At 71.8% G+C, this 18,826-nt stretch carries 18 protein-coding genes; 5 read left to right on the top strand and 13 right to left on the bottom strand.

Going from position 1 to position 18,826, the window contains the following annotated elements:
- Positions 1-184 precede the first annotated feature (184 nt).
- The 6 genes from ACUYMY_RS00305 to ACUYMY_RS00280 form a co-directional block, all read right to left on the bottom strand.
- The gene (locus ACUYMY_RS00305) at positions 185-1,567 is read right to left on the bottom strand and encodes a glycoside hydrolase family 26 protein (RefSeq protein WP_481701650.1); all 1,383 of its coding nucleotides are present in this window, start codon (positions 1,565-1,567) and stop codon (positions 185-187) included.
- Positions 1,564-2,799 carry a glycoside hydrolase family 26 protein gene (locus ACUYMY_RS00300; protein ID WP_481701649.1) on the bottom strand — a complete coding sequence of 412 codons (1,236 nt, stop codon included), beginning with the start codon at positions 2,797-2,799 and terminating at the stop codon, positions 1,564-1,566. Before ACUYMY_RS00300 ends, ACUYMY_RS00305 begins: the two co-directional genes overlap by 4 nt.
- Before the next feature lie 176 nt (positions 2,800-2,975).
- Positions 2,976-3,182 carry a hypothetical protein gene (locus ACUYMY_RS00295; protein ID WP_481701648.1) on the bottom strand — a complete coding sequence of 69 codons (207 nt, stop codon included), beginning with the start codon at positions 3,180-3,182 and terminating at the stop codon, positions 2,976-2,978.
- Between the two features lie 488 nt (positions 3,183-3,670).
- On the bottom strand, positions 3,671-4,021 hold the full coding sequence (locus ACUYMY_RS00290) for a putative quinol monooxygenase (protein ID WP_481701647.1): 351 nt from the start codon (positions 4,019-4,021) through the stop codon (positions 3,671-3,673).
- Positions 4,022-4,121: 100 nt separating this feature from the next.
- Entirely contained in the window at positions 4,122-5,120 is a 999-nt protein-coding gene (locus ACUYMY_RS00285; protein WP_481701646.1) for an aldo/keto reductase family protein, read from the bottom strand.
- Positions 5,121-5,151: 31 nt separating this feature from the next.
- Complete coding sequence (locus ACUYMY_RS00280) at positions 5,152-6,177, bottom strand: LacI family DNA-binding transcriptional regulator (RefSeq protein ID WP_481701645.1); 1,026 nt, start codon at positions 6,175-6,177, stop codon at positions 5,152-5,154.
- Positions 6,178-6,301: 124 nt separating this feature from the next.
- Between ACUYMY_RS00280 and ACUYMY_RS00275 the strand changes: the two genes are divergently transcribed.
- The 3 genes from ACUYMY_RS00275 to ACUYMY_RS00265 all read left to right on the top strand — a co-directional run bounded on the left by ACUYMY_RS00275 (position 6,302) and on the right by ACUYMY_RS00265 (position 8,404).
- Complete coding sequence (locus ACUYMY_RS00275) at positions 6,302-6,985, top strand: helix-turn-helix transcriptional regulator (protein WP_481701644.1); 684 nt, start codon at positions 6,302-6,304, stop codon at positions 6,983-6,985.
- 85 nt (positions 6,986-7,070) lie between these two features.
- A complete protein-coding gene (locus ACUYMY_RS00270; protein WP_481701643.1) occupies positions 7,071-7,616 on the top strand; it encodes a DUF2231 domain-containing protein in 546 nt (181 codons plus the stop codon).
- A gap of 44 nt (positions 7,617-7,660) precedes the next feature.
- Positions 7,661-8,404, top strand: coding sequence for a hypothetical protein (locus ACUYMY_RS00265; protein WP_481701642.1), 744 nt, complete (start codon positions 7,661-7,663; stop codon positions 8,402-8,404).
- 264 nt (positions 8,405-8,668) lie between these two features.
- Here ACUYMY_RS00265 and ACUYMY_RS00260 read toward each other — a convergent pair whose 3' ends face one another.
- From ACUYMY_RS00260 to ACUYMY_RS00250, 3 genes are all read right to left on the bottom strand, one after another.
- On the bottom strand, positions 8,669-9,358 hold the full coding sequence (locus ACUYMY_RS00260) for a response regulator (protein ID WP_481701641.1): 690 nt from the start codon (positions 9,356-9,358) through the stop codon (positions 8,669-8,671).
- A complete protein-coding gene (locus ACUYMY_RS00255) occupies positions 9,351-10,733 on the bottom strand; it encodes a sensor histidine kinase (RefSeq protein WP_481701640.1) in 1,383 nt (460 codons plus the stop codon). The genes ACUYMY_RS00260 and ACUYMY_RS00255 overlap by 8 nt, the downstream gene beginning before the upstream one ends.
- Before the next feature lie 133 nt (positions 10,734-10,866).
- Entirely contained in the window at positions 10,867-11,712 is an 846-nt protein-coding gene (locus ACUYMY_RS00250) for a helix-turn-helix transcriptional regulator (protein WP_481701639.1), read from the bottom strand.
- A 100-nt stretch (positions 11,713-11,812) separates the two neighbouring features.
- Between ACUYMY_RS00250 and ACUYMY_RS00245 the strand changes: the two genes are divergently transcribed.
- Entirely contained in the window at positions 11,813-12,580 is a 768-nt protein-coding gene (locus tag ACUYMY_RS00245; protein ID WP_481701638.1) for an SDR family oxidoreductase, read from the top strand.
- A 127-nt stretch (positions 12,581-12,707) separates the two neighbouring features.
- Here the strand turns inward: ACUYMY_RS00245 and ACUYMY_RS00240 are convergent, their stop codons facing one another.
- The 4 genes from ACUYMY_RS00240 to ACUYMY_RS00225 all read right to left on the bottom strand — a co-directional run bounded on the left by ACUYMY_RS00240 (position 12,708) and on the right by ACUYMY_RS00225 (position 17,206).
- Positions 12,708-13,946, bottom strand: coding sequence for a low temperature requirement protein A (locus ACUYMY_RS00240; RefSeq protein WP_481701637.1), 1,239 nt, complete (start codon positions 13,944-13,946; stop codon positions 12,708-12,710).
- A gap of 46 nt (positions 13,947-13,992) precedes the next feature.
- Positions 13,993-15,270: an MFS transporter gene (locus ACUYMY_RS00235; RefSeq protein WP_481701636.1), complete on the bottom strand. Its 1,278-nt coding sequence runs from the start codon at positions 15,268-15,270 to the stop codon at positions 13,993-13,995.
- 75 nt (positions 15,271-15,345) lie between these two features.
- Complete coding sequence (locus ACUYMY_RS00230) at positions 15,346-16,686, bottom strand: MFS transporter (protein ID WP_481701635.1); 1,341 nt, start codon at positions 16,684-16,686, stop codon at positions 15,346-15,348.
- Positions 16,687-16,780: 94 nt separating this feature from the next.
- Complete coding sequence (locus ACUYMY_RS00225; RefSeq protein ID WP_481701634.1) at positions 16,781-17,206, bottom strand: SRPBCC family protein; 426 nt, start codon at positions 17,204-17,206, stop codon at positions 16,781-16,783.
- 123 nt (positions 17,207-17,329) lie between these two features.
- Between ACUYMY_RS00225 and ACUYMY_RS00220 the strand changes: the two genes are divergently transcribed.
- The gene (locus ACUYMY_RS00220; protein WP_481701633.1) at positions 17,330-18,745 is read left to right on the top strand and encodes an aldehyde dehydrogenase family protein; all 1,416 of its coding nucleotides are present in this window, start codon (positions 17,330-17,332) and stop codon (positions 18,743-18,745) included.
- Positions 18,746-18,826 lie beyond the last annotated feature (81 nt).

The following is an 18,826-nucleotide window of genomic DNA, read 5'->3' as shown; positions in this document are numbered from 1 at the left end:
CGTTGAAGGACGTGCCCCAGACGCGCGGGCGATACCGGGGATCACCGCGTAGTCCCCGATGGAAGGGCTGGCCGGGCCTGAGCGGCGCCGGGACCTCATCGTGGATCGCCTGACCGGCGAGCCCAAGATCAGCCTTGGGCCTCCCCAAGGAGGTCGCGTTGCTGCCTGACAGGGAGGGCCGGGGCTAGCGGTCGGAGGGCTGGCGCGCGTCCCGCGCGCCCCCGCGGCGCTGCCACGGCCGCTGGGCCGCCACCACGCCGGCGACCAGGACGAGCACGGTCGCCAGGGCCCAGGCCCAGTCCGGGATGAGGCTCTGCTGGGCCTCCCCACGGCCCCCGGAGGCCCCCGCGCCGGTGGTCGGCAGACCCGCGCCCGACGCCGGCCACTCGCCGCGCGCGAAGGCCGGCCCCGCGCCGTCGAGCGCCTCCCCCTCCAGCTTCGAGCGCAGCGATGCGACCAGCGCCGGGTCCGCGGTGAGCCGCCAGTCCCCCGTGCGCCCCGCCGCCTCGGCCTCGGGCCGCTCGGTCTCCTGCCAGAGGACGAGCCGCAGGGCAGGGGTCGCGCCCGCCGCCGCGGCGACCTGGCCGAGCCATGCGCCCTTGACCTCGGCCTCGCCGGCGCCGGGCGCGCCCTCGACCCAGAGGGCGCCAGTGACGACGGCGAGGGGCTTGCCCCGCCCGGCGGCGAACTCGCCCACGAAGTCCCGGTCGGCGCCGTCGTCCGTCCCGTAGCCGAAGCTCCCCGCGAGCTCGGCGGCGAACTGGCCCGGCTCGGGCATCGTGTTGGGCGTGAGCTCGGGGGGCGTGCCGGCGTCGAAGACGCCGAAGTGCTGGGCCGTGAGGCCCACCCAGTCGACGGCGTCGTCCCCCGGGTAGTAGGGCTCGTACGGGGAGTCCTCGGGGCCCACGCTGCCGCTGCCGTCCGTGTCGAGGTCCGCGACGGTGTCCGGCGAGATCCCCTCGATCGCGCCGCGCACCCCCGCGAACGGGTACCCCGCGCCGTAGGCCGGGGCCCACAGGGTCTCCGCGCCGGCGCCGTGCACGTCCGCGGCAAGCGTCCGGAAGGCAGCCCTGTACGCCCCGGGCTGCTGCCCCCAGGCCGTCCACGTGCCGTTCATCTCCGGGGCGAAGCGGACCAGGATCGGGGCGGCCGCCCCCTCGCGGAGCCCCGCGAGGAGCTCGCCGAGCCGCCGCGCCTCGGCGTCGGTCGCGGCGGCGAGCCCGCGCTCCGGGGCGAGGCTGAGTACGAGCCGGGCCCGGTGGCGCGCCGCCTCCTCGGCGGCGTCCCGCACGGCCGCCCGCCCGGCGTCGTCCACCGGGTAGGCCACCGCGATGCCGACGGCGGAGGGCACCGCGCCGAGCCGGGCCGCGTACGCGGCGAGGCTGTCGCCGTCGTCCAGGAGGGGGCCGAAGGCGGGGAGCCCAGCGGGCGCCGTCGTCGGCGCGGGGGATGCGGACGACGGCGTGGCGGCGCCCGCCGCTGCGGGCGCGGCGGCCCCGAGGAGGGCCGCGAACGCGACGGCCAGGGCCGCCGCGCGGAGCCGGAAGCCCGTCCCCAGGCCTCTCACGCCCTGCGCGCCGCGAGGGCGGCGTTGAGGGCGTCGGCCGCGGACCGGCTGCTGTTGATCCGCCAGTCGACCTCCTTGTCGTAGTGGAACCACACGAAGCCGACGACGTCCGGCTGCGCGTTGAGGTACGAGACGAGGTCCGTGATCCACGCGGCCTTCGAACCACCGGCCTCGGCGGAGGCGGTCTCGGCGACGATGATGGGCTTTCCCGGGGCGAGGATCCTCAGCTCGGAGAGGCCCTGGCCGAAGAGTGACTGAGGCGAGGTCCACGCGCTCCAGGTCTGCGTGGTGCCCCAGTTGTAGCCGTCGAGGGCCACGGTGTCGACGTAGGCCGCGCCAGGATAAAGGCCCGCGAGCGGGGTCGACCCGGCGTACGGGACGTTCGGGCTCCAGACCCACTCGACGTTCGCCGCGCCGGTGGCCGCGACAACGTCGTGCACGTGCCGCCAGGCCGCGGCGTAGTCGCCGGCCTCGTTGCCGTTGACGCCCTCGGACCACGGGTACCAGTTGCCGTTCTTCTCGTGCGCGAAGCGCAGCTTCACGGGCTTGCCCCACGAGGCGAGGGCGCTGCCCCAGCCGGAGATGTAGGCGTCGAAGTCTCCGGCGGTGAGGCGGTCCAGCGAGTAGGCGGGCTGCTCGACGCCGCCGCCCCAGGTCCAGGGCTCCCACGTCAGGAGGGGGACCGCGCCGCGGGCGTGGGCGGCGTCGAGCTCGGCGAGGGGCGGGGCCTGCTGGAAGTCCTTGTAGAGCATGATGAGGCTCGGCGCCTCGCCCGCGAGCGCCGTGACCTCGTCAAGCTCTGCCGAGGCGAGCGGCCCGCCCGGATTCGCGACGCCGAACGCGAGCCGCGGGGGTGCCGCCGACGGGGTGACGGCGAACGACGCCGTGGCCCGGTCCCGGCTCGTCGTCGCCGTGACCGGCACGCTGCCCGTCGAGCCCATGGGGATCCGGACCGTAGTCTCGAACCAGCCGCTGCCCGAGGTCGTGAACGCGGCCGTCGCCGTGCCCACCGCGACCGTGCCGCTGAGCTTCCTGCCGAACGAGGTGCCCGTGACCGTCACAGCGGTCCCGGCTGGCCCGCTCGCGGGACTCAGGGTGATAGCCGCTGTGGAGGGGCTGTTTGGCTGGCCGTGCGGCTTCGCCGCCGCCGTGGCGGGTGCCGCCACTCCCAGGGCGCCGAGCAGGAGGGCGAGGAGGACAAGGAGCAGGGCGCGAAGGGTGGAGCGGAGCACGGAGGCCTCCTCGGGTGCGCGGGGCAGGGCACAGCCCTCCCAGTATTGCGACACCCAGTCACGTTTGTCCCACAAGTGTGAAAAGAATGTGAGTCAACTCCCGTTCGCTGGAGAAACAACGCAAAATCCCTCGACGTGACTCCGCGAGGACTTGACGCGCCGCGCAACTCCTGCCGTCAGGCCCAGACCCTGAACCCGCTGGGCTTGTCGTAGAGCTTCCTCGTCTCGTTGCCGTCGGCCGCGATCCAGAGCAGCGAGTCGTCCACCGATGCCTGGTCCACGATACCGGTGGTGATCTGCTTGTCCCACTGCCACACCTCGACGGTGCGACCCACCAGCTGGGACCAGTCGTCGCGCAGCCCCCTGCCGTTCTCTGTCTTCACCGCACTCGTCCTTCCCACTGTGACCCCCGTCATAGTCTCTTGATATGTAATTGATATATCAGAGTGCCGGGGGATGTCCAGTGTTGTCGTTTCTGCGGATCGGCCAGCGCCGCTCGGAGGCTCGAGATCAGCCACTTCGGCTCCGAGGGCCTGCTGCCATCGCCTGGCTCCAGTCCTACAGCCACGGCAGAGGAAATCCGGGGCGAGAAGGGCATGCGGAGGATCTACTCCTCCGCCGGGGTCAAGGTCATCGGCTCTGGCCTGGACGAGGAGGGCTTCCTGCGCCAGGTTTCCTCACCGTCGTGTCCTTGGTGGACCGGCTGGCCCGCTCGGTCGTCGACCGAGACCTCAAGGTGGACCGCAGCACGCTGTACCGGACCTTGGAGCGAAGCCGGGGCCTCAGCGTGATCCCGGCTAGGGACGCGGGGGGAGGGCACACTCAATCGTCCAGCAGGCTGCTGGACGATTGGGGCTCTGCCTTCAAGCCGTCATGGGCCTGTCTTCTTACCAGATCTCGCTGCGTCGATCTCGAGTTCCCCCATCTGGTCCCAGCCCGAGCCTTCGAGCTGGCGGCTGACGATCTGCGGAGTCTGGGCCAGGGCGGGGCGCATGGCCTCGAGCCCGGCCGTGAAGTGCGGGGCGTTGACGTGTGCCTCGGCAGTGCCATCCTGGAAGGCTTCCACAAGGACGTACTCGGTCGGGTCATCGAGCGAGCGCGACCAATCGAACCACAGGTTGCCCGGCTCTGCGCGCGTCGCTGCGGTGAAGTCGGCCACGATCTTGGGCCACTGCTCAGCGTGTTCGGGCTTGGTCTTGAACTTGACGACAACGAAGATCATGCAGGACTCCTTGGGGAAGGGGGGGCGGAAAGGGCCTGGCGGGAACCCGGAACGCAGGAGCCGAAGGCTGGGAACGGCCTCCCGTGCGGCGGCGGGGGGATTACGGGCGCTCGAGGAAGGACTCGACCTTCGCCGGGTCGCGCTCGACGACGTCGCCGAGGACCTCGTCCACCTTCGCCAGGAGGTCGGCGCCGAGGGCGACGCCCGAGGCCGTCACGTTGTCCTTCAGCTGCTCGGGGCGGGAGGCGCCGACGATGGCGGCAGAGACGTTCTGGTTCTGCAGGACCCAGGCGACGGCGAACGCAGCCATCGAGAGCCCAGCCTCCTCGGCGAGCGGGCGCAGGCCCTGGACGCGCTCGAGGACAGCGGGCTGGAGGTAGCGATGCTCGGTCTTCGTCTCGCCCTCATCGGTCGAGAACCGAGACGAGGCAGGTGCGGCCGCGCCTGGGGCGTACTTGCCGGTCAGGACGCCCTGCGCGATCGGCGACCAGACGATCTGACCGAGCCCGAGCTCCTCGCTCAGCGGCACGATCTCCGGCTCGATCACCCGCCAGAGCATGTTGTACTGCGGCTGGTTCGAGATGAGCTGGATCTTGAGCTCGGAGGCGAGCGAGGCGGCCTCGCGGATCTCATCGACAGTCCACTCCGAGACGCCGATGTAGTGCGCCTTGCCCGCATGCACGATGTCGGCGAACGCCTGCATCGTCTCCTCAAGCGGGGTCTCGTAGTCGTACCGATGGGCCTGGTAGAGGTCGACGTAGTCGGTGCGCAACCGGCGGAGCGAGCCGTTGATGGACTCCATGATGTGCTTGCGCGAGAGGCCGCGGTCATTCTTCCCTTCGCCGGTGGGGAAGTAGACCTTGGTGAAGATCTCCAGGCTCTCGCGCCGCACGCCGTCGAGCGCCTCACCCAAGGCGGTCTCGGCCTTCGTGCCGGCGTAGGCGTCGGCAGTGTCGAACGTCGTGACGCCGAGGTCCAAGGCGGTCCGGACGCACTCTGTGGCGGCGTCCTGGTCGATCTGGTCGCCGTGGGTGACCCAGTTTCCGTAGGCGATCTCGCTCACGTACAGGCCGGAGTTTCCAAGCTTGCGGTATTCCATGGGGCTCCTTTGGACGGGGAGACGGTGGAGGTCAATTGGTGCCGGCGCGGAGCCGGCGAGGTGGCGCGGTCGTGCCGCGCACCACGAGGCGGGGTTCGATGCGGCCGACGGCGGCCGGCGCACCGGAGAGGGCGGCGACGAGGGCTTCGGCCGCGAGCCGGCCTTGGTTCGCGACGCCGTGGTCCACGGTCGTGAGGTCAATGGCGGCGGCAAGCTCGTGGTTGTCGTAGCCGACGACCGAGAAGTCCCGCGGGACGGCCAGGCCGGCGCGGCGAAGCGTGGCAAGCGCCCCGAAGGCGAGCTCGTCCGAGGATGCCACGAGCGCTGTCGGCGGCTCGGCGCTGGTCAGCAGTGAGGACATGGCCGCGGCGCCGCCATCGACCGTGTTCTCCACCGCGAGCTCAAGCGCCGCGTCCCCGTGAAGACCGGCTTCGACGAGGGCCTGGCGGTAGCCGATGAGGCGCTCGGCCGGCGGGACGCCGCCGAGCGTCGAGTCGGGGGAGGCTCGCATGCCTATGAACGCGATGCGCTCGTGACCGAGGTTGATCAGGTGCCGCGTCGCCGCGAGTCCCCCCGCTCGGTCCTCGACCTGGACGGAGGACGTGCCTCCCCGCTCGGAGCCGACGAGCGCGACGACCTGCCCCTGGGCCGCGAGTGCCGCGAGCTCGGGGGGCTCGAGCTGGAGGGCGACGACGAGGGCCCCGTCGGAGCGGCCATGCAGTCTCGGTGCGGCGAAGAATTCCCTCCGCGCCTCGGGCGTTGGCAGCTCCGTGAGGAGGACGTCATAGCCCTCCCTGTTGAACACGCGCCCGGCCGCGGCAATGACTTCGGCAAAGAACCACTTGGCCAAGAGCGGGACGACGACGGCGACCGTGCGCGTGCGGCCGGTCGCCAGCCGCGAGGCGCTGGGCGACGCGACGTACCCGAGCTCATCGGCAGCGTCACGCACGCGCTTGCAGGTGGCCTCTGAGATGCCTGGGACGCCGCGAAGAGCGCGGGAGACCGTGGAAACCGATACCCCCGCGCGTTCCGCGACGCTCTGGACAGAAGCAGACATGCAACGAGCGTAGGCTTGGGTGCAGGGATTTCGCAAGCGATTGCGATTCGCTCCCGCACTCGTACCCACACACTTTCGGGCGGATACTTGACGAGGGGACAGCGGCAAGCAATGGAGTGGATGGATGGCCGAGGTCCAACGGGGCCGCAGTGCTCTGGCCCGGCTGCTCCGGGCGCTGAGTGAGCCGACACGCAGGCGCGCCTATGAAACCGTGGCGAAAGCCCGAGCGCCGATGTCCAGAGCCGAGGTGGCAGACCTTCTGGGCATAGGAGTCCGGCTCTCGGCCTTCCATCTGGACAAGCTCGTCGACGAAGGGCTCCTCGTCGCCCACTACGCCCGCGCGGAAGGCCGACGGGGGCCGGGCGCTGGACGGCCGGCAAAACGGTACACGGTCAGCGACCAAGCCTTGGAGGTCAGCGTCCCTCCGCGTCGCAACGACCTGGCCGCGCTCATCTTGCTGAGGGCGGCAGCAGGGGCCCGCCGGGATTTCCTGCCGCAGCTGGAGCGGGAGGCAACAGACGTCGGTCGCGCCCAAGGGACAGACGCAGAGGGCGGACTGCGGCAGGTTCTCGGGGAACTCGGATATGAGCCGGCCCCGGAAGATGGCGGGGTTCTGGCCCTGCGCAACTGCCCGTTCGCGGAACTCGCCCAGCAGGACCGGAGGCTGACGTGCGCGATGAACGTCGCCTTCGTGAGGGGGCTCGCCGAAGGAGCGGGCGAAGACCAGCACGTCTCCTTCCGGCCCGGCGAAGGCCGCTGCTGCGCGGCTCTGTCACCCCCGGAGGGAGCCAGGGACCTGCAGTCCTGAACCTAGTCTCTATCGACAGCCGGCATTAGCATTAATCGCACGGAGGGCACTCCGTGCCCGGGTCAGTGGCTCCGATGGAGGCGTCATGGAGAGCAGGGCGAAGGCCGGCGGCCACGCAATCCACCAGCAGCTCGTTGTCTTCCCACTGGGACTGCTCACAACAGCTGTCATCTTCGACATCATCGGCCTTCTGGCAGGCGAAGCCAGCTTCAACACCGCGGCGTTCCTGATGGTCGCAGCCGGGGTCCTGATGGGACTCGTGGCGGCCGTTTTCGGCCTCATCGACTACCTCGCCATCCCACACGGAACCCGGGCCCGACGGATCGGAGCGCTGCACGGAAGCGGAAATGTTGTCATGGTCGTCCTCTTCGCCCTCAGCTGGCTGCTCCGCCAGGGCGAACCGGACTACATGCCTACGGCTACCGCCTTCGTGCTCGCCCTGGCCGCAGTCCTGATCTCTTTCGCCACGGGCTGGCTCGGCGGTGAGCTCGTCGCACGGCTGGGAGTGGGGGTGGACGACGAAGCAGGGCTGAACACCCCGGCCAGCCTCACCACCCGGATCATGCTGGCCGCGCCCCGAGCGGCGGACAGCGGCAGCAGGCGGCGTCCCCGTCCTCCGCGGAACGCCTGATACCGCCCAACACGGACTCCAGCCCCAGGAAAGGGGGCAGATCAATGCCCGAAGACAAGTCCGAGTTCCAGCCGAAGGACCTCGGCACCGCACAGCGCATGGCCATGACAGGGCGAGCCGTGGCCCAGGGGATCCGGTACACGGTGAAAGGAAAGCACGAGACTCAAAGGGGCGCGGAATATGCCCTGGACCCCCAGGATGTCACCACTGTGATCCAGCAATGGCCGGAGGCCCAGAAGAAGGTGGCCGAGCAGATGGTCGCCAAGTACGGTTTCCCGAACGAGGGTACGCCGACCAGACTGACCTGGTTCCGCAACGGGCCATGGAAGCGGACTGAGATCACCAGCGATGCCGTGCTCCATCACTGGCCGACAGTCCACACCGACTTTCTCACCCAGACGATCGACTACCGGGTCCCGCCATCGGCGGCCAGCGCCATCGTCGAGTTCGACGGCTCCATCGTTGTCGACAGGACGAGAGGAGAGGTATCCGCACGCTGCGACTCCGAGGCGGCGAACGTCCTCGGGCTGAATATGGTGCACGAGATTGTCACGGGCAAGCGCAGCGCGGCCGACGCCCGTCACACGTCCGAGCAGAACACAGTCGCCTACAACCTGGGACGCGACGCCCCCTACGCAGAGCGTCTGCTGTTCGAAATCCCCCAGGGCGGGACGGAGGATCTCGACACGAGCTCAATCGGCGAGGCCGTCACAGAACAGCTGGCCGGCAAGGCCAAGGACCTCATGGGGCAGCAGGAGGAGCCCACAGAACGGCTCAGCGGACCATGATTGAGACGTGCCGAAGCGCACACTCTGTTGACTTGACCATCTAAAGGACCGCAAGGCCCGCGCCGGAGTGCGAGGCGCACGAGCCAGCCGCCACCCGGCCCAGTGGGGAGCGCGGCGGGCTGGCTCCGGCCCCCAGGCCATGCCCCAAGCGGGCGACAGCCGCGGATCCGCGCGTTCCATCCCTGGCACGTCCGCGTCGACGGGTACAACGGGTACACGCCGCCTCGGCTCCTCCCTCGCCTGGTCGCGACGGCATCACCCCGCCTAGCCCAGCAGCCGGTGCTCGTACGCGAACGCGACGAGCTGGAGCCGGGTGCGCAGCCCGAGCTTGGCAATGACCGCCCGCACGTGCGTCTTGACGGTGGCCTCAGAGACGAACAGGCTTTGGGCGATGTCCCCGTTCCCGAGCCCCTTGGCCGCGAGCAGGAACACGTCCCGCTCGCGCGCCGAGAGCGGCTCGAGCGCGGACAGGTCCGGCCCCGCGGGCGCGACCGTCCGGGCGGCGTGCCGGAAGAGCTCGTGCGCCGAGCCCGGCGCGATGACCGAGTAGCCGGCGTGAACGGTGCGGATCGCGGCGAGCAGGAACTCGGGCTCGGCGCTCTTGAGCAGGTAGCCCGCGGCGCCGGCCTGGACGGCGTCGACCACGGCCTGGTCGCGGTTGAAGGTCGTCAGGGCGATGACCTTGGGCCTGTCGGTCCCGGCCGCGTCCGGGGCCGCGGTGATCCGCCGGGTCGCCTCGACGCCGTCGAGCACGGGCATGCGCAGGTCCATGAGCACGACGTCGGGCCTCGCCCCGGCCGCGAGCGCGACCGCCTGCTCGCCGTCGCCCGCCTCCCCCGCGAGCACCATGTCCGGCTGGCTCGCGACGAGCATGCGGATCCCGGCGCGGAACAGCGGCTGGTCGTCCACGAGCGCGACGGCGATCCGCCCGCCGGCCGCCGCGGGGTCAGTCACGCGCGCCCTCCCCGGCCGCCTCGAGTGCCGGCAGCGCCGCCCCCTCGCCGCGGGGAAGGACGGACGACGGCGCGGCCCCCTCGGCGTCGCACGCCGCCGCTGCGCCGTCCCCTGTGACGTCGCCCGCGATCTCCCCGGCCCGCGAGCCGTACGGGATGAAGGCCGTGACCCGGAAGTCCTCGCCGTCCGGCCCGGCGGTGAGCCAGCCGCCAGCCAGGTGCGCACGCTCGCGCATCCCGGGGATGCCGCGCCCGAGACGGGGTGCCCGCCCCGGCGAGCCCTCGCCGTCGTGCGCGGAGCCGGCCGGGAGCGCCGAGGCGACGTGCAGCGTGAGGCCAGGGCCGGACCAGTCGAGGTGCACGCGCACGGCGGTGCCGCGCCCGCCGTGCCGGAGCGCGTTGGTGAGGCACTCCTGGACGATGCGGAAGACGGCGAGCTGCTGGCCCGCGCTGAGCTCCACGGGCGTTCCGGTCTCGCTGGGCTCGACCCGCAGGCTCCCGCGCATCTGCCCGAGCAGCGGGGCGACGTCGCCGAGCCCGGGCTGCGGCGGCACGGGGCCCTCGTCGCGCACGCCCTCGATGACGCGCTGGGCGTCCACGAGCGCGCGGCGGGCGGACCCGGAGATGGTCTCGAGCGCGTCGAGGACGGGCTGCGGCTGGCCCGCGCCGAGGTACCGCGCGCCGTCGGCCTGGGCGGCGATGACGGCGAGCGAGTGCGCGAGGACGTCGTGCAGGTCCCGCCCGATGCGGGTGCGCTCCTGCTCGACGACGAGGTCCACCTCGGCGGCCCGCAGGCTTGCCTCGGCCTGGTCGCGCTGGCGCCGGAACAGCCAGCCCTGGCGCTCATAGGCGCGGAACAGGAGGCCGACGGCGGCGCAGCCGATCGCGCTCATGAGGAGGACGCTCGCGAGAGTGGGGCCGTGGAGGACCAGGTTCGGCCGGTCACCGAGGGGGTGGAGGTGGAACCACCCGACGCCAGCGCCGTAGCGCCACGAGAGCATGAGGAACGCCATGACGGCGGCGAAGGCTGCGTTCGCGCCCGCCGCGACGAAGGCCGTGCGCCGCGGCGCGGTCCAGAGGACGAAGGCGAGCGCGATGAAGGAGCCGACGTAGATGGCCCAATGGGTCGAGTAGGGGGCGGGCACGAGCCCAAGGAGCTGGGCGGCGAGCAGCGCCGCGGTGACCCCCAGGGACGCGTAGGGCTGCCAGGCGGAGAGGGCGATCGCGAGCGTCATCGCGGTGAGCATCTCCTTGCCCTCCCACGCCCCGAACGAGCCTCCCATGCGACCGGCCTCGGCCACGCACCACAGGGCGAAGAACACGACGGCCGCCGCTGGGGCGCCCCATCCCCGAAGGATCTTCAGCATCAGTTCCATGCCGGCCACGCTATCCGGGCCAGACACGCCCGGAGCCCTGGAAACCGCCCGGCGGGCAAGAGTTCCACCCGGAGGCCAGCAGACTCATCCCGAAGGCTGATCCCCCGCAGCAGGCGCGAGCGGCGCCTTCCCCTCAGGAGACGCCGAACCGCTGCGTTCCGAGCACGGCCAGCAGCCGCAGCTTCTCGTCCGCGTCGCTCCTGGGCTCGGCCGTGAGCACGAGGAGCGCCTGCGATGTGTCTTCCGTGAACAGCACTTGGCAGTCGAGCTCGAAAGGCCCGAGTTCGGGATGGATGATCACCTTGTGGTCCGCGAAGCGCTGGGCCACCTCGTGCCGGTCCCACAGCTCCCTGAACTCTCCGCTGTGCTTGGAGAGCTCCTCCACGAGTTCGCCGGCATGCGAGCGGGCCCCCATCGATCCGTAGGCCGCGCGCAGGCCGGCGACGAGCGATCGGCTGTGCCTCGGCCAGTCGTGCTCCGGGTAGTGACCCCGTTCGGTCTCCGGGTGGACGAACCACCGGTAGCTCTCGTAGCGTTCCCACCCGCTCGCATCGGAGCGGTCCCCGAGGAGCGCGGCCGCGAGCGGATTCTGCAGGATGGTCTGGCCGAGGTTCGACACGACGAGAGCCGGAGTGTCGGCGAGCCTGTCGAACACCCGCTGCAAGGCGGGCGCCACATGCTCCGATGCGCTGACCCGGTCGGGGACGGAGTGCCCCGCCGTCCGATAGAGGTAGTCCCGCTCGTCCGCGGTGAGGCGCAGCGCCCTGCTCAGCGACGCGAGCATCTGCGTGCTCGGCTGCGGCCCACGCTGCTGTTCGAGGCGGGTGTAGTAGTCCGCCGACATCATCGCGAGCTGCGCGACCTCCTCACGCCGCAGCCCCGCGGCCCTGCGCCGGGGGCCCGTGGGCAGCCCAACGTCGCTTGGCCGGAGGGCCTCTCGCCGTCGGCGAAGGAACTCGGAAAGGGCTTGGCGGTCCACGTCGTCATCCTTCCACGCGCCTGACAGCACAACCAGAGACTCCCGATCCCCCGACAAACGGTCTCTGGATGCCGCTGGGTGCGAGGCCAAAACTCGAAGCATGCGAATCAGCGGAAACACCATCTTCATTCCCGGGGCGACGAGCGGCATCGGCCTCGCGCTCGCCCAGCGCCTGCACGACGCCGGCAACAGGGTCATCGTCGGCGGGCGGCGGGCCGAGCTGCTCGACGAGATCGCGGAGCGCCACCCCGGCATCGACTCCGTCCAGATCGACACGGCCGACCCGGCGAGCATCGCCTCCGCCGCGGGGCACGTCGTCGCCCGCCATCCCGACCTCAACGTCCTGGTGACTATGGCAGGCATCATGCGCGTCGAGGACTGGACGCACCCCAGGGGCTTCCTCGGGACGGCCGAGGAGGTCGTCACGACGAACCTCCTCGGGCCCATCCGGCTCATCGGCGCCTTCATCGAGCACCTCCGGGCCCGGCCCGAGGCCACGATCATGACGGTCTCCTCCGGCCTCGCGTTCGCGCCCCTGCGGGCAACGCCCACCTACAATGCGACCAAGGCCGCCGTCCACATGCTCAGCGAGTCCCTCCGGCTCCAGCTCGCGGGCAGCACCGTCGGCGTGATCGAACTCCAGCCCCCGGCGGTGCGCACGGGCCTGCTCCCCGGCCAGGAGGACAGCTCCTTCGCGATGCCCCTGGACGAGTTCGTCGACGAGGTCATGACGATCCTCGAGGGCCAGCCGGACGCCACAGAGATCCAGGTCGAGAACGTGAAGTTCCTGCGCTACGGCGAAGCGCGCGGCGACTACGACCACGTCGTGGCGACGCTCAATCGGCTCGACCCCCACGCGCGGGCATGAGCGCACCGATCATCGCTTCCAGGACCGAGGCCTGCGGATCCGGGAGGATGTGACCCCGCAACGCAGGGACGTGACCCCGCAACGTTGAGAGGTGACCCCGCAACGGGGGGAGGGGCGGCGGGCGGGGCTAGGCGCTGGCGCGGATGCGACCCAGGGCGGCTTCGCGCCGTCGTGCGACGACGAGCTCGTCGACGACGACGGCGGCCGCCGGCCCGAGCGCGACGACGACGAGGCACCAGACGACCGGCAGGCCCACCGCCGCGAGCACCACGGCGGTCCCGACGATCGCGAGCTTGCCGAGCGTGAGCAGCACGTGCAGCGTGTCGAGGCCCATGAGGTACGAGTACAGCCCGAAGATGCCGAGGACGAACACCGCGACCGGGACCGCGACGCAGGCGACGACGGCGACGGCCGGCAGATGGGCGGCGTGCTCGACGTAGTACGCCGCGACGTGCAGCCCGGCCCCCGTTCCGGCGATCGCGGCGAACACGACGATGTGCCCGTACCCCCACACCCACGACTTGTGCCGCTGGTAGTGCAGCGCCTCCCCCGACGGGAAGATGAAGTACAGCCACCACATCCCGAACGTGAGCCCCGCGCCCGCGAACCCCATGAGGCCGGCCTCGAAGCTCCAGCCCTGGTGCTCGACGACGGCGGCGAGCGCCGCGACCGTGCCCAGGAGCCCCTCGCCGAGGGCGATGATGGCGAAGAGCCCATACCGCTCCGCCACGTGGTGCGCGTGCCACGGGGTCTTGCCGTACCGCTCGGCGAGCCAGGGCGCGGCGAGCTCGAGCAGGATGAGCACGCCGGTCATGGCGAAGGCGGGCCCCACCGGCTGGTCGATGAAGATCATGGTGACCCAGCCGACCTGCACGAGGCTCACGAAGCCGGCGTAGGCGAGCGCGGTCCGCCGGTGTGCGGGGTCCTGGGCGGCGGCGCGCAGCCACTGCCCCACGAGGGCGACGCGCATGACGACGTACCCGAGCACGAGCACGGTGTTGTCGAGGTGGGCGCCCTCGTCGACCGAGGCGAACGTCGCCGGGATGCCGAGGGCGAAGATGAGGACGCCGATCATCTGCACCATGGTCATGACGCGGAACACCCAGTCGTCGGTGTCGTAGGCCGAGGCGAACCACGTGAAGTTCACCCACGCCCAGCAGACGCCGAACATGACGAACGCGAACGCGGCCAGCGAGGACGCGACGTGCCCCTCGGCCATGAGGTGGGCGACCTCGTTGCCCGCGACGCCGAAGGAGACGACGAACGCGAGGTCGAAGAAGAGCTCGAGGGGGCTCGCGGTGCGGTTCTCCTCGTGCGGGTCGCGCCCGCCCATGCGCGCCACGCGGTGGTCTTGGGACTGGGTCATGCGGGCAGAGTAGCGCGCGTCGGCCGGTCGAAAAAGCGCGGTCGCCTCAGGCGGCGGCCTTCGCCTCCGCGAGAACACGACGGGCCTCCGAGCCGCGCGCCCGTGCACGCCCCCGCACCCGCACGGCGGCCGTGGCGGTCAGTGCCACGAGCGGCAGGGCCGCGGCGATGAGCCATGCGGCGGTGAGCCCGAGATCGCGCGCCACCGCGCCGGTCAGGGCGGAGAGGAGGAGGGCCGCAACGCCTCCGGCCGTGGGCACCGCGGCGAGCCGCGTCGAGCGCCAGCGGGCACTTCCGCCGGACGCCGCCAGCGACAGCGCGGCCACGCTGCCGAGCATGGTGGACGACGCGAGGAGCACGGTCGCGGGAACGACGGCGGCCGCGAGCGCCGCGTCCGGGATGACGGCCATCCCGAGGGCTGCGGCCAGGCAGCCCGCCATGCCGAGCACGAGCCCAGCCACGACGGCGCGCCGGCGGCCCACCCGTTCGGCAACGCGGGAGAGCGGCCACTGAAGGGCGAGCGTGCTCAGGGACCAGACGACGACCACGAGGCCCATGAGCCCTGCATCCGCCCCACGCTCAGCGAGGCCCAGGGGGATGAGGGAGAACAGCTGTGAGTACAGCGCCAGGAAGACGGAGCCTGCCAGCACGATGGGCACGAGAGGCGTGGGCCGCTCGGACGTCGTGGGCTCCGGCCGCGCGTCCGCGCCCTCGGCGTCCCGTCCGCGGCGCTCCCGGACCGGAGACGACGGAAGGAGGAACAGGGCGCCGATCCCGACCGCGAGGAAGACGCCGGCGGCGACGAGCGCGACAACGCCAGCATTGCCGGGCATATGCGGCGCGGCCAGGCAGGCGGCCGTCACCGCCCCCGCCTCCCCCGCCATCGCGAGCGCGGCGAACGGGGCGGGCCCGCGGCGGCCGGAATCCCGGCGCCAGTGCGCGTCCGCGGCGCCGACGAGGCCCTCGAGCGCCGGGGAGAAGAGGGCGGCGGCCATGCCGACGACGATCACGCCGGCCACGAAGACTGCCGGGTGGGCCGCCAGGGCGATGGCTGCGAGGCCGGCGGCACGCAGGAGGCAGCCCAGCGCCACCATGAGGCGGGCCCCCATGCGGTCGGCGAGCACGCCGCCGACCAGGAACAGGCCCTGCTGCGCCGCCACCCGCGCCCCGATGAGGAGCCCGACGGCAGAGGCGTCGAAGGCGTACCGATCCTGGGCGATGGCGGCGAGGAAGGGCACGACGCTCGAGAAGCCGACCATGAAGAGGGCCTGCATGACGAGGAGCGGGCGCAGGGACGGCTGGCCGGCCCGCAGAGCTTTGTTCACAGTCGACAATCATACTCTATTGAGAACGATGATCAACAAAAGTAATCCACGCCAAAGGACTGCACGCCGTGGACGTCAGGCCTGCGAGACCTCCGCCTGGGTCAGCTTCGGCAGCAAGAACAGGCTCGCGGCGGCGGCAAAGCACAGCGCCGCCGCAGACATCCACGCCCCCAGATAGGTTCCCGACATCTCGCGGCCCCACCCGGCGAGGAACGCCCCTACCCCGGCACCGACCATGTGCGAGGCGAACACCCAGCCGAACACGACCGCCGAGCGCTCGAGCCCGAAGTGCTCGCGGCACAGCGCGACGGTCGGCGGCACGGTCGCGACCCAGTCGAGCCCGTAGAACACGATGAAGATCCACAGCGGCGGCTGGACCTCGGGCCCGAGCAGCGCGTTGACGGTCAGGAGCGAGGCCCCGCGCAGCCCGTAGTACGCCACGAGCAGGATCCACGGCCGCACGCGGTCGGTGAGCCAGCCGGACGCTATAGTGCCGAGCACGTCGAAGACGCCGATGAGCGCGAGCAGCCCGGACGCGGTCGTGGGCGGCATCCCGTGATCGTGCGCGGCGGGGATGAAGTGGGTCTGCATGAGCCCGTTCGTGCTCCACCCGCAGACCCAGAACGTGAACACGAGGATCCAGAACGCCCGCGAGCGCATCGCCTCGCGCAGCACCGCGATCGCCTCGGCCGCGGCGTTCCGGCGCACGACGGCGCGTGCCCCACCCCCGCGGGGGGAGACCGCGCCGTCGTCCGTGGTGCCCTCCACGGCGGGGTCCGCGCCGTACGGCGCGAGCCCGGCCTCGGCGGGGCTGTTCGCGAACGGCCACGCGAGCAGCGGCACGATTGCGAGCGCGAAGACGGACACGAGCAGCGCCGCCGTCCGCCACCCCTCGTGCCCGGCGATGTGCACGACGGCGGGCAGGAAGATGAGCTGCCCGCACGCGTTCGCGGCGGAGAAGAAGCCCATGACGAGGCCGCGGCGCCGCACGAACCACCGGTTCGCAACGATGGCCCCGAAGACGAGCGCCATCATCCCGGTGCCGACCCCGATGAGCACGCCCCACAGGAGCCACAGGTGCCAGGCCTCGGTCATGAGAGTCGTGAGGCCGCTGCCGAGGGCGACCATGAGCAGCGCCGAGGCGACGACGGTGCGCACCCGGAAGCGCTCCATGAGCACCGCCGCGAACGGCGCGACGAGCCCGTAGACCACGAGGTTCGCCGTCACGGCGGCGGAGGTCTCGCCGCGGCTCCAGCCGAACTCGGACTCGAGCGGCTCGAAGAGCGCGCCCGTCGTCGAGCGGAATGCCGCGGCGGCGACGAGGGCGAGCAGGGTCACCCCTGCGACGAGCCACGCCCGGTGCACGCGGGGACGGGTGCGCGGGGCGCGCTCGGTCTGGGTCAGGGGCACCTGCATGGCAAGGACAAGCTCTCTGTCGGGAACGGTATTCCCACGCTAGCCAGCGCCGGGGCGGGGCCCCATGGCCACTTGCGAGGCGGTGGCCCCGAGGCTACTCGGCCCCCTGGCCCGGATCCCCCGCCTCGCCAGCCTCGAGCACGCGCTTGAGCGTCTCGAGGTCGGACTGGATCGTGGCGGCGTCGGCCTCGAAGGCGGCGTCGTCCACGCCCTCGGCGCGGCGGAGGTGGAAGACGGCGAGGCTGTGCGGGCCGTCGTGCAGGATGCGGAACTGGTTCAGGACGTCCGTGCCGTCCGGCAGGGTGACCTCATGGTCGAGGATGCCGGCGGCGGTGTCGCCGACGAAGCGGACGTGGACGGTGCCCATCGGCGACTCGGCGACCCAGCGGCCGCCCTCCTCGCGGATGCCGGCGGCGAGGCCCGAGGCCCAGCGCGGGAGGTTGGCCGGGTTGCCCGCGAACGAGGCGACGGCACGCGGCGACAGGGCGATGGGGACGCTCAGGTGGCGGAACTCGGACACCCGCCCAGCCTACGCCCCGTCAATCGTGCGCCGGGAGTCAAGGCCCCGGCACGCTGGGTCAAGCCCCGCCCCGCCCCGCGCCCGGACACTGGAGCGACGACGGAACTCGATGTGGAGGACACCATGGAAACGCTGGAGACCAGCCTGCTCGACGCGATCGCCCCGGCCGAGGGCGCCCCGGGACGCGAGATCCTGGACCCCGCCACCGGCGAGGTCGTCGGCCTCGCCCCGGAGCACACGCTCGAGGACCTCGAGGCCGCGGTCGCCGCGGCCGCCGCAGCGCAGCCGGCCTGGGCGGCCGCCGGGCACGAGGCCCGCTCCGCCGCGCTGCTCGCGGCGGCCGACGCCGTCGAGGCCCGCGCCGAGGAGCTCGCCCGGCTGCTCTCCCGCGAGCAGGGCAAGCCGCTCAACGGCCCCAACGCCCGCTTCGAGGTCGGCGCATGCGCGGCCTGGCTCCGCGCCGCCGCGACCACACCGCTCGAGCCCGAGACCGTCGTGGACGACGGCGAGACCCGCGCCGTCCTGCACTACCGGCCCATCGGCGTCGTCGGCGCGATCGGGCCCTGGAACTGGCCCATGATGATCACCGTCTGGCAGATCGCCCCCGCCCTGCGCATGGGCAACACCGCCGTGGTCAAGCCCTCCAAGAACACCCCGCTCTCGGTGCTGGCCCTGATCGAGGTCATCAACTCGGCCCTGCCCGAGGACGTCCTGCTCGCCGTCTCCGGCGACCGCACCATCGGCGCGCGCCTCGCCGAGCACCCCGCCATCGGCAAGGTCATGTTCACCGGCTCGACCGAGGCGGGCAAGGCGATCATCCGCTCCAGCGCGGACACCATCAAGCGGCTGACCCTCGAGCTCGGCGGCAACGACGCGGGCATCGTCCTGCCCGACGCCGATCCGAAGGCCATCGCCGAGGGCATCTTCTGGGGCGCCTTCATCAACACCGGCCAGACCTGCGCCGCCCTCAAGCGCCTCTACGTCCACGAGGACATCTACGAGGACGTCTGCTCCGCCCTGACCGAGGTCGCGCGGGCGATGCCGATGGGCGTGGGCCTCGACGAGGCCAACGTCCTCGGCCCGCTGCAGAACCGCTCGCAGTACGAGATCGTCGCGAACCTCGTGCAGGCGGCGAAGGACTCCGGCGCGCGCATCCTCACCGGCGGCAACCCCGACGAGTCCCAGCCGGGCTACTTCTACCCCGCGACCCTCGTCGCCGACATCGACAACGACAACCCGCTCGTCGCCGAGGAGCAGTTCGGCCCCGCCCTGCCGATCGTGAAGTACCGCGACATCGACGACGCGATCGCCAAGGCCAACGCCCTCGAGGTCGGCCTCGGCGCCTCCGTCTGGTCCGGCAGCGTCGAGACCGCCCGCGCAGTCGCCGCACTCCTCCAGGCCGGCACGGTCTGGATCAACCGCCACGGCGTCGTCGACCCCCGCGTCCCGTTCGGCGGCCACAAGCAGTCCGGGTACGGCCTCGAGTTCGGCGTCGAGGGCCTCAAGCACGTCGCCGTCCCGCAGGTCATCAACGGCTGACCAGGTCATCAAGCGCTAGCGCGCCACTCCCCCTCTCGGGGGGTGGCGACGCATGACGGCGGCGGGCCGGGGAGCGCTTCC

The sequence above is a fragment of the Sinomonas sp. T428B genome, from assembly GCF_056780155.1.
Note: the sequence above shows the minus strand (reverse complement) of the source record. Positions and strands in the feature narration are given on the sequence as shown.

What these genes read in the sequence shown, in the direction of transcription:
- ACUYMY_RS00270 (WP_481701643.1), top strand. Translation starts at nt 7,071, where the DNA reads ATGGAGAGCAGGGCGAAGGCCGGCGGCCACGCAATCCACCAGCAGCTC.
- ACUYMY_RS00255 (WP_481701640.1), bottom strand. Translation starts at nt 10,733, where the DNA reads ATGGAACTGATGCTGAAGATCCTTCGGGGATGGGGCGCCCCAGCGGCG.
- ACUYMY_RS00280 (WP_481701645.1), bottom strand. Translation starts at nt 6,177, where the DNA reads ATGTCTGCTTCTGTCCAGAGCGTCGCGGAACGCGCGGGGGTATCGGTT.
- ACUYMY_RS00240 (WP_481701637.1), bottom strand. Translation starts at nt 13,946, where the DNA reads ATGACCCAGTCCCAAGACCACCGCGTGGCGCGCATGGGCGGGCGCGAC.
- ACUYMY_RS00265 (WP_481701642.1), top strand. Translation starts at nt 7,661, where the DNA reads ATGCCCGAAGACAAGTCCGAGTTCCAGCCGAAGGACCTCGGCACCGCA.
- ACUYMY_RS00275 (WP_481701644.1), top strand. Translation starts at nt 6,302, where the DNA reads ATGGCCGAGGTCCAACGGGGCCGCAGTGCTCTGGCCCGGCTGCTCCGG.
- ACUYMY_RS00230 (WP_481701635.1), bottom strand. Translation starts at nt 16,686, where the DNA reads ATGCAGGTGCCCCTGACCCAGACCGAGCGCGCCCCGCGCACCCGTCCC.
- ACUYMY_RS00220 (WP_481701633.1), top strand. Translation starts at nt 17,330, where the DNA reads ATGGAAACGCTGGAGACCAGCCTGCTCGACGCGATCGCCCCGGCCGAG.
- ACUYMY_RS00290 (WP_481701647.1), bottom strand. Translation starts at nt 4,021, where the DNA reads ATGATCTTCGTTGTCGTCAAGTTCAAGACCAAGCCCGAACACGCTGAG.
- ACUYMY_RS00285 (WP_481701646.1), bottom strand. Translation starts at nt 5,120, where the DNA reads ATGGAATACCGCAAGCTTGGAAACTCCGGCCTGTACGTGAGCGAGATC.
- ACUYMY_RS00245 (WP_481701638.1), top strand. Translation starts at nt 11,813, where the DNA reads ATGCGAATCAGCGGAAACACCATCTTCATTCCCGGGGCGACGAGCGGC.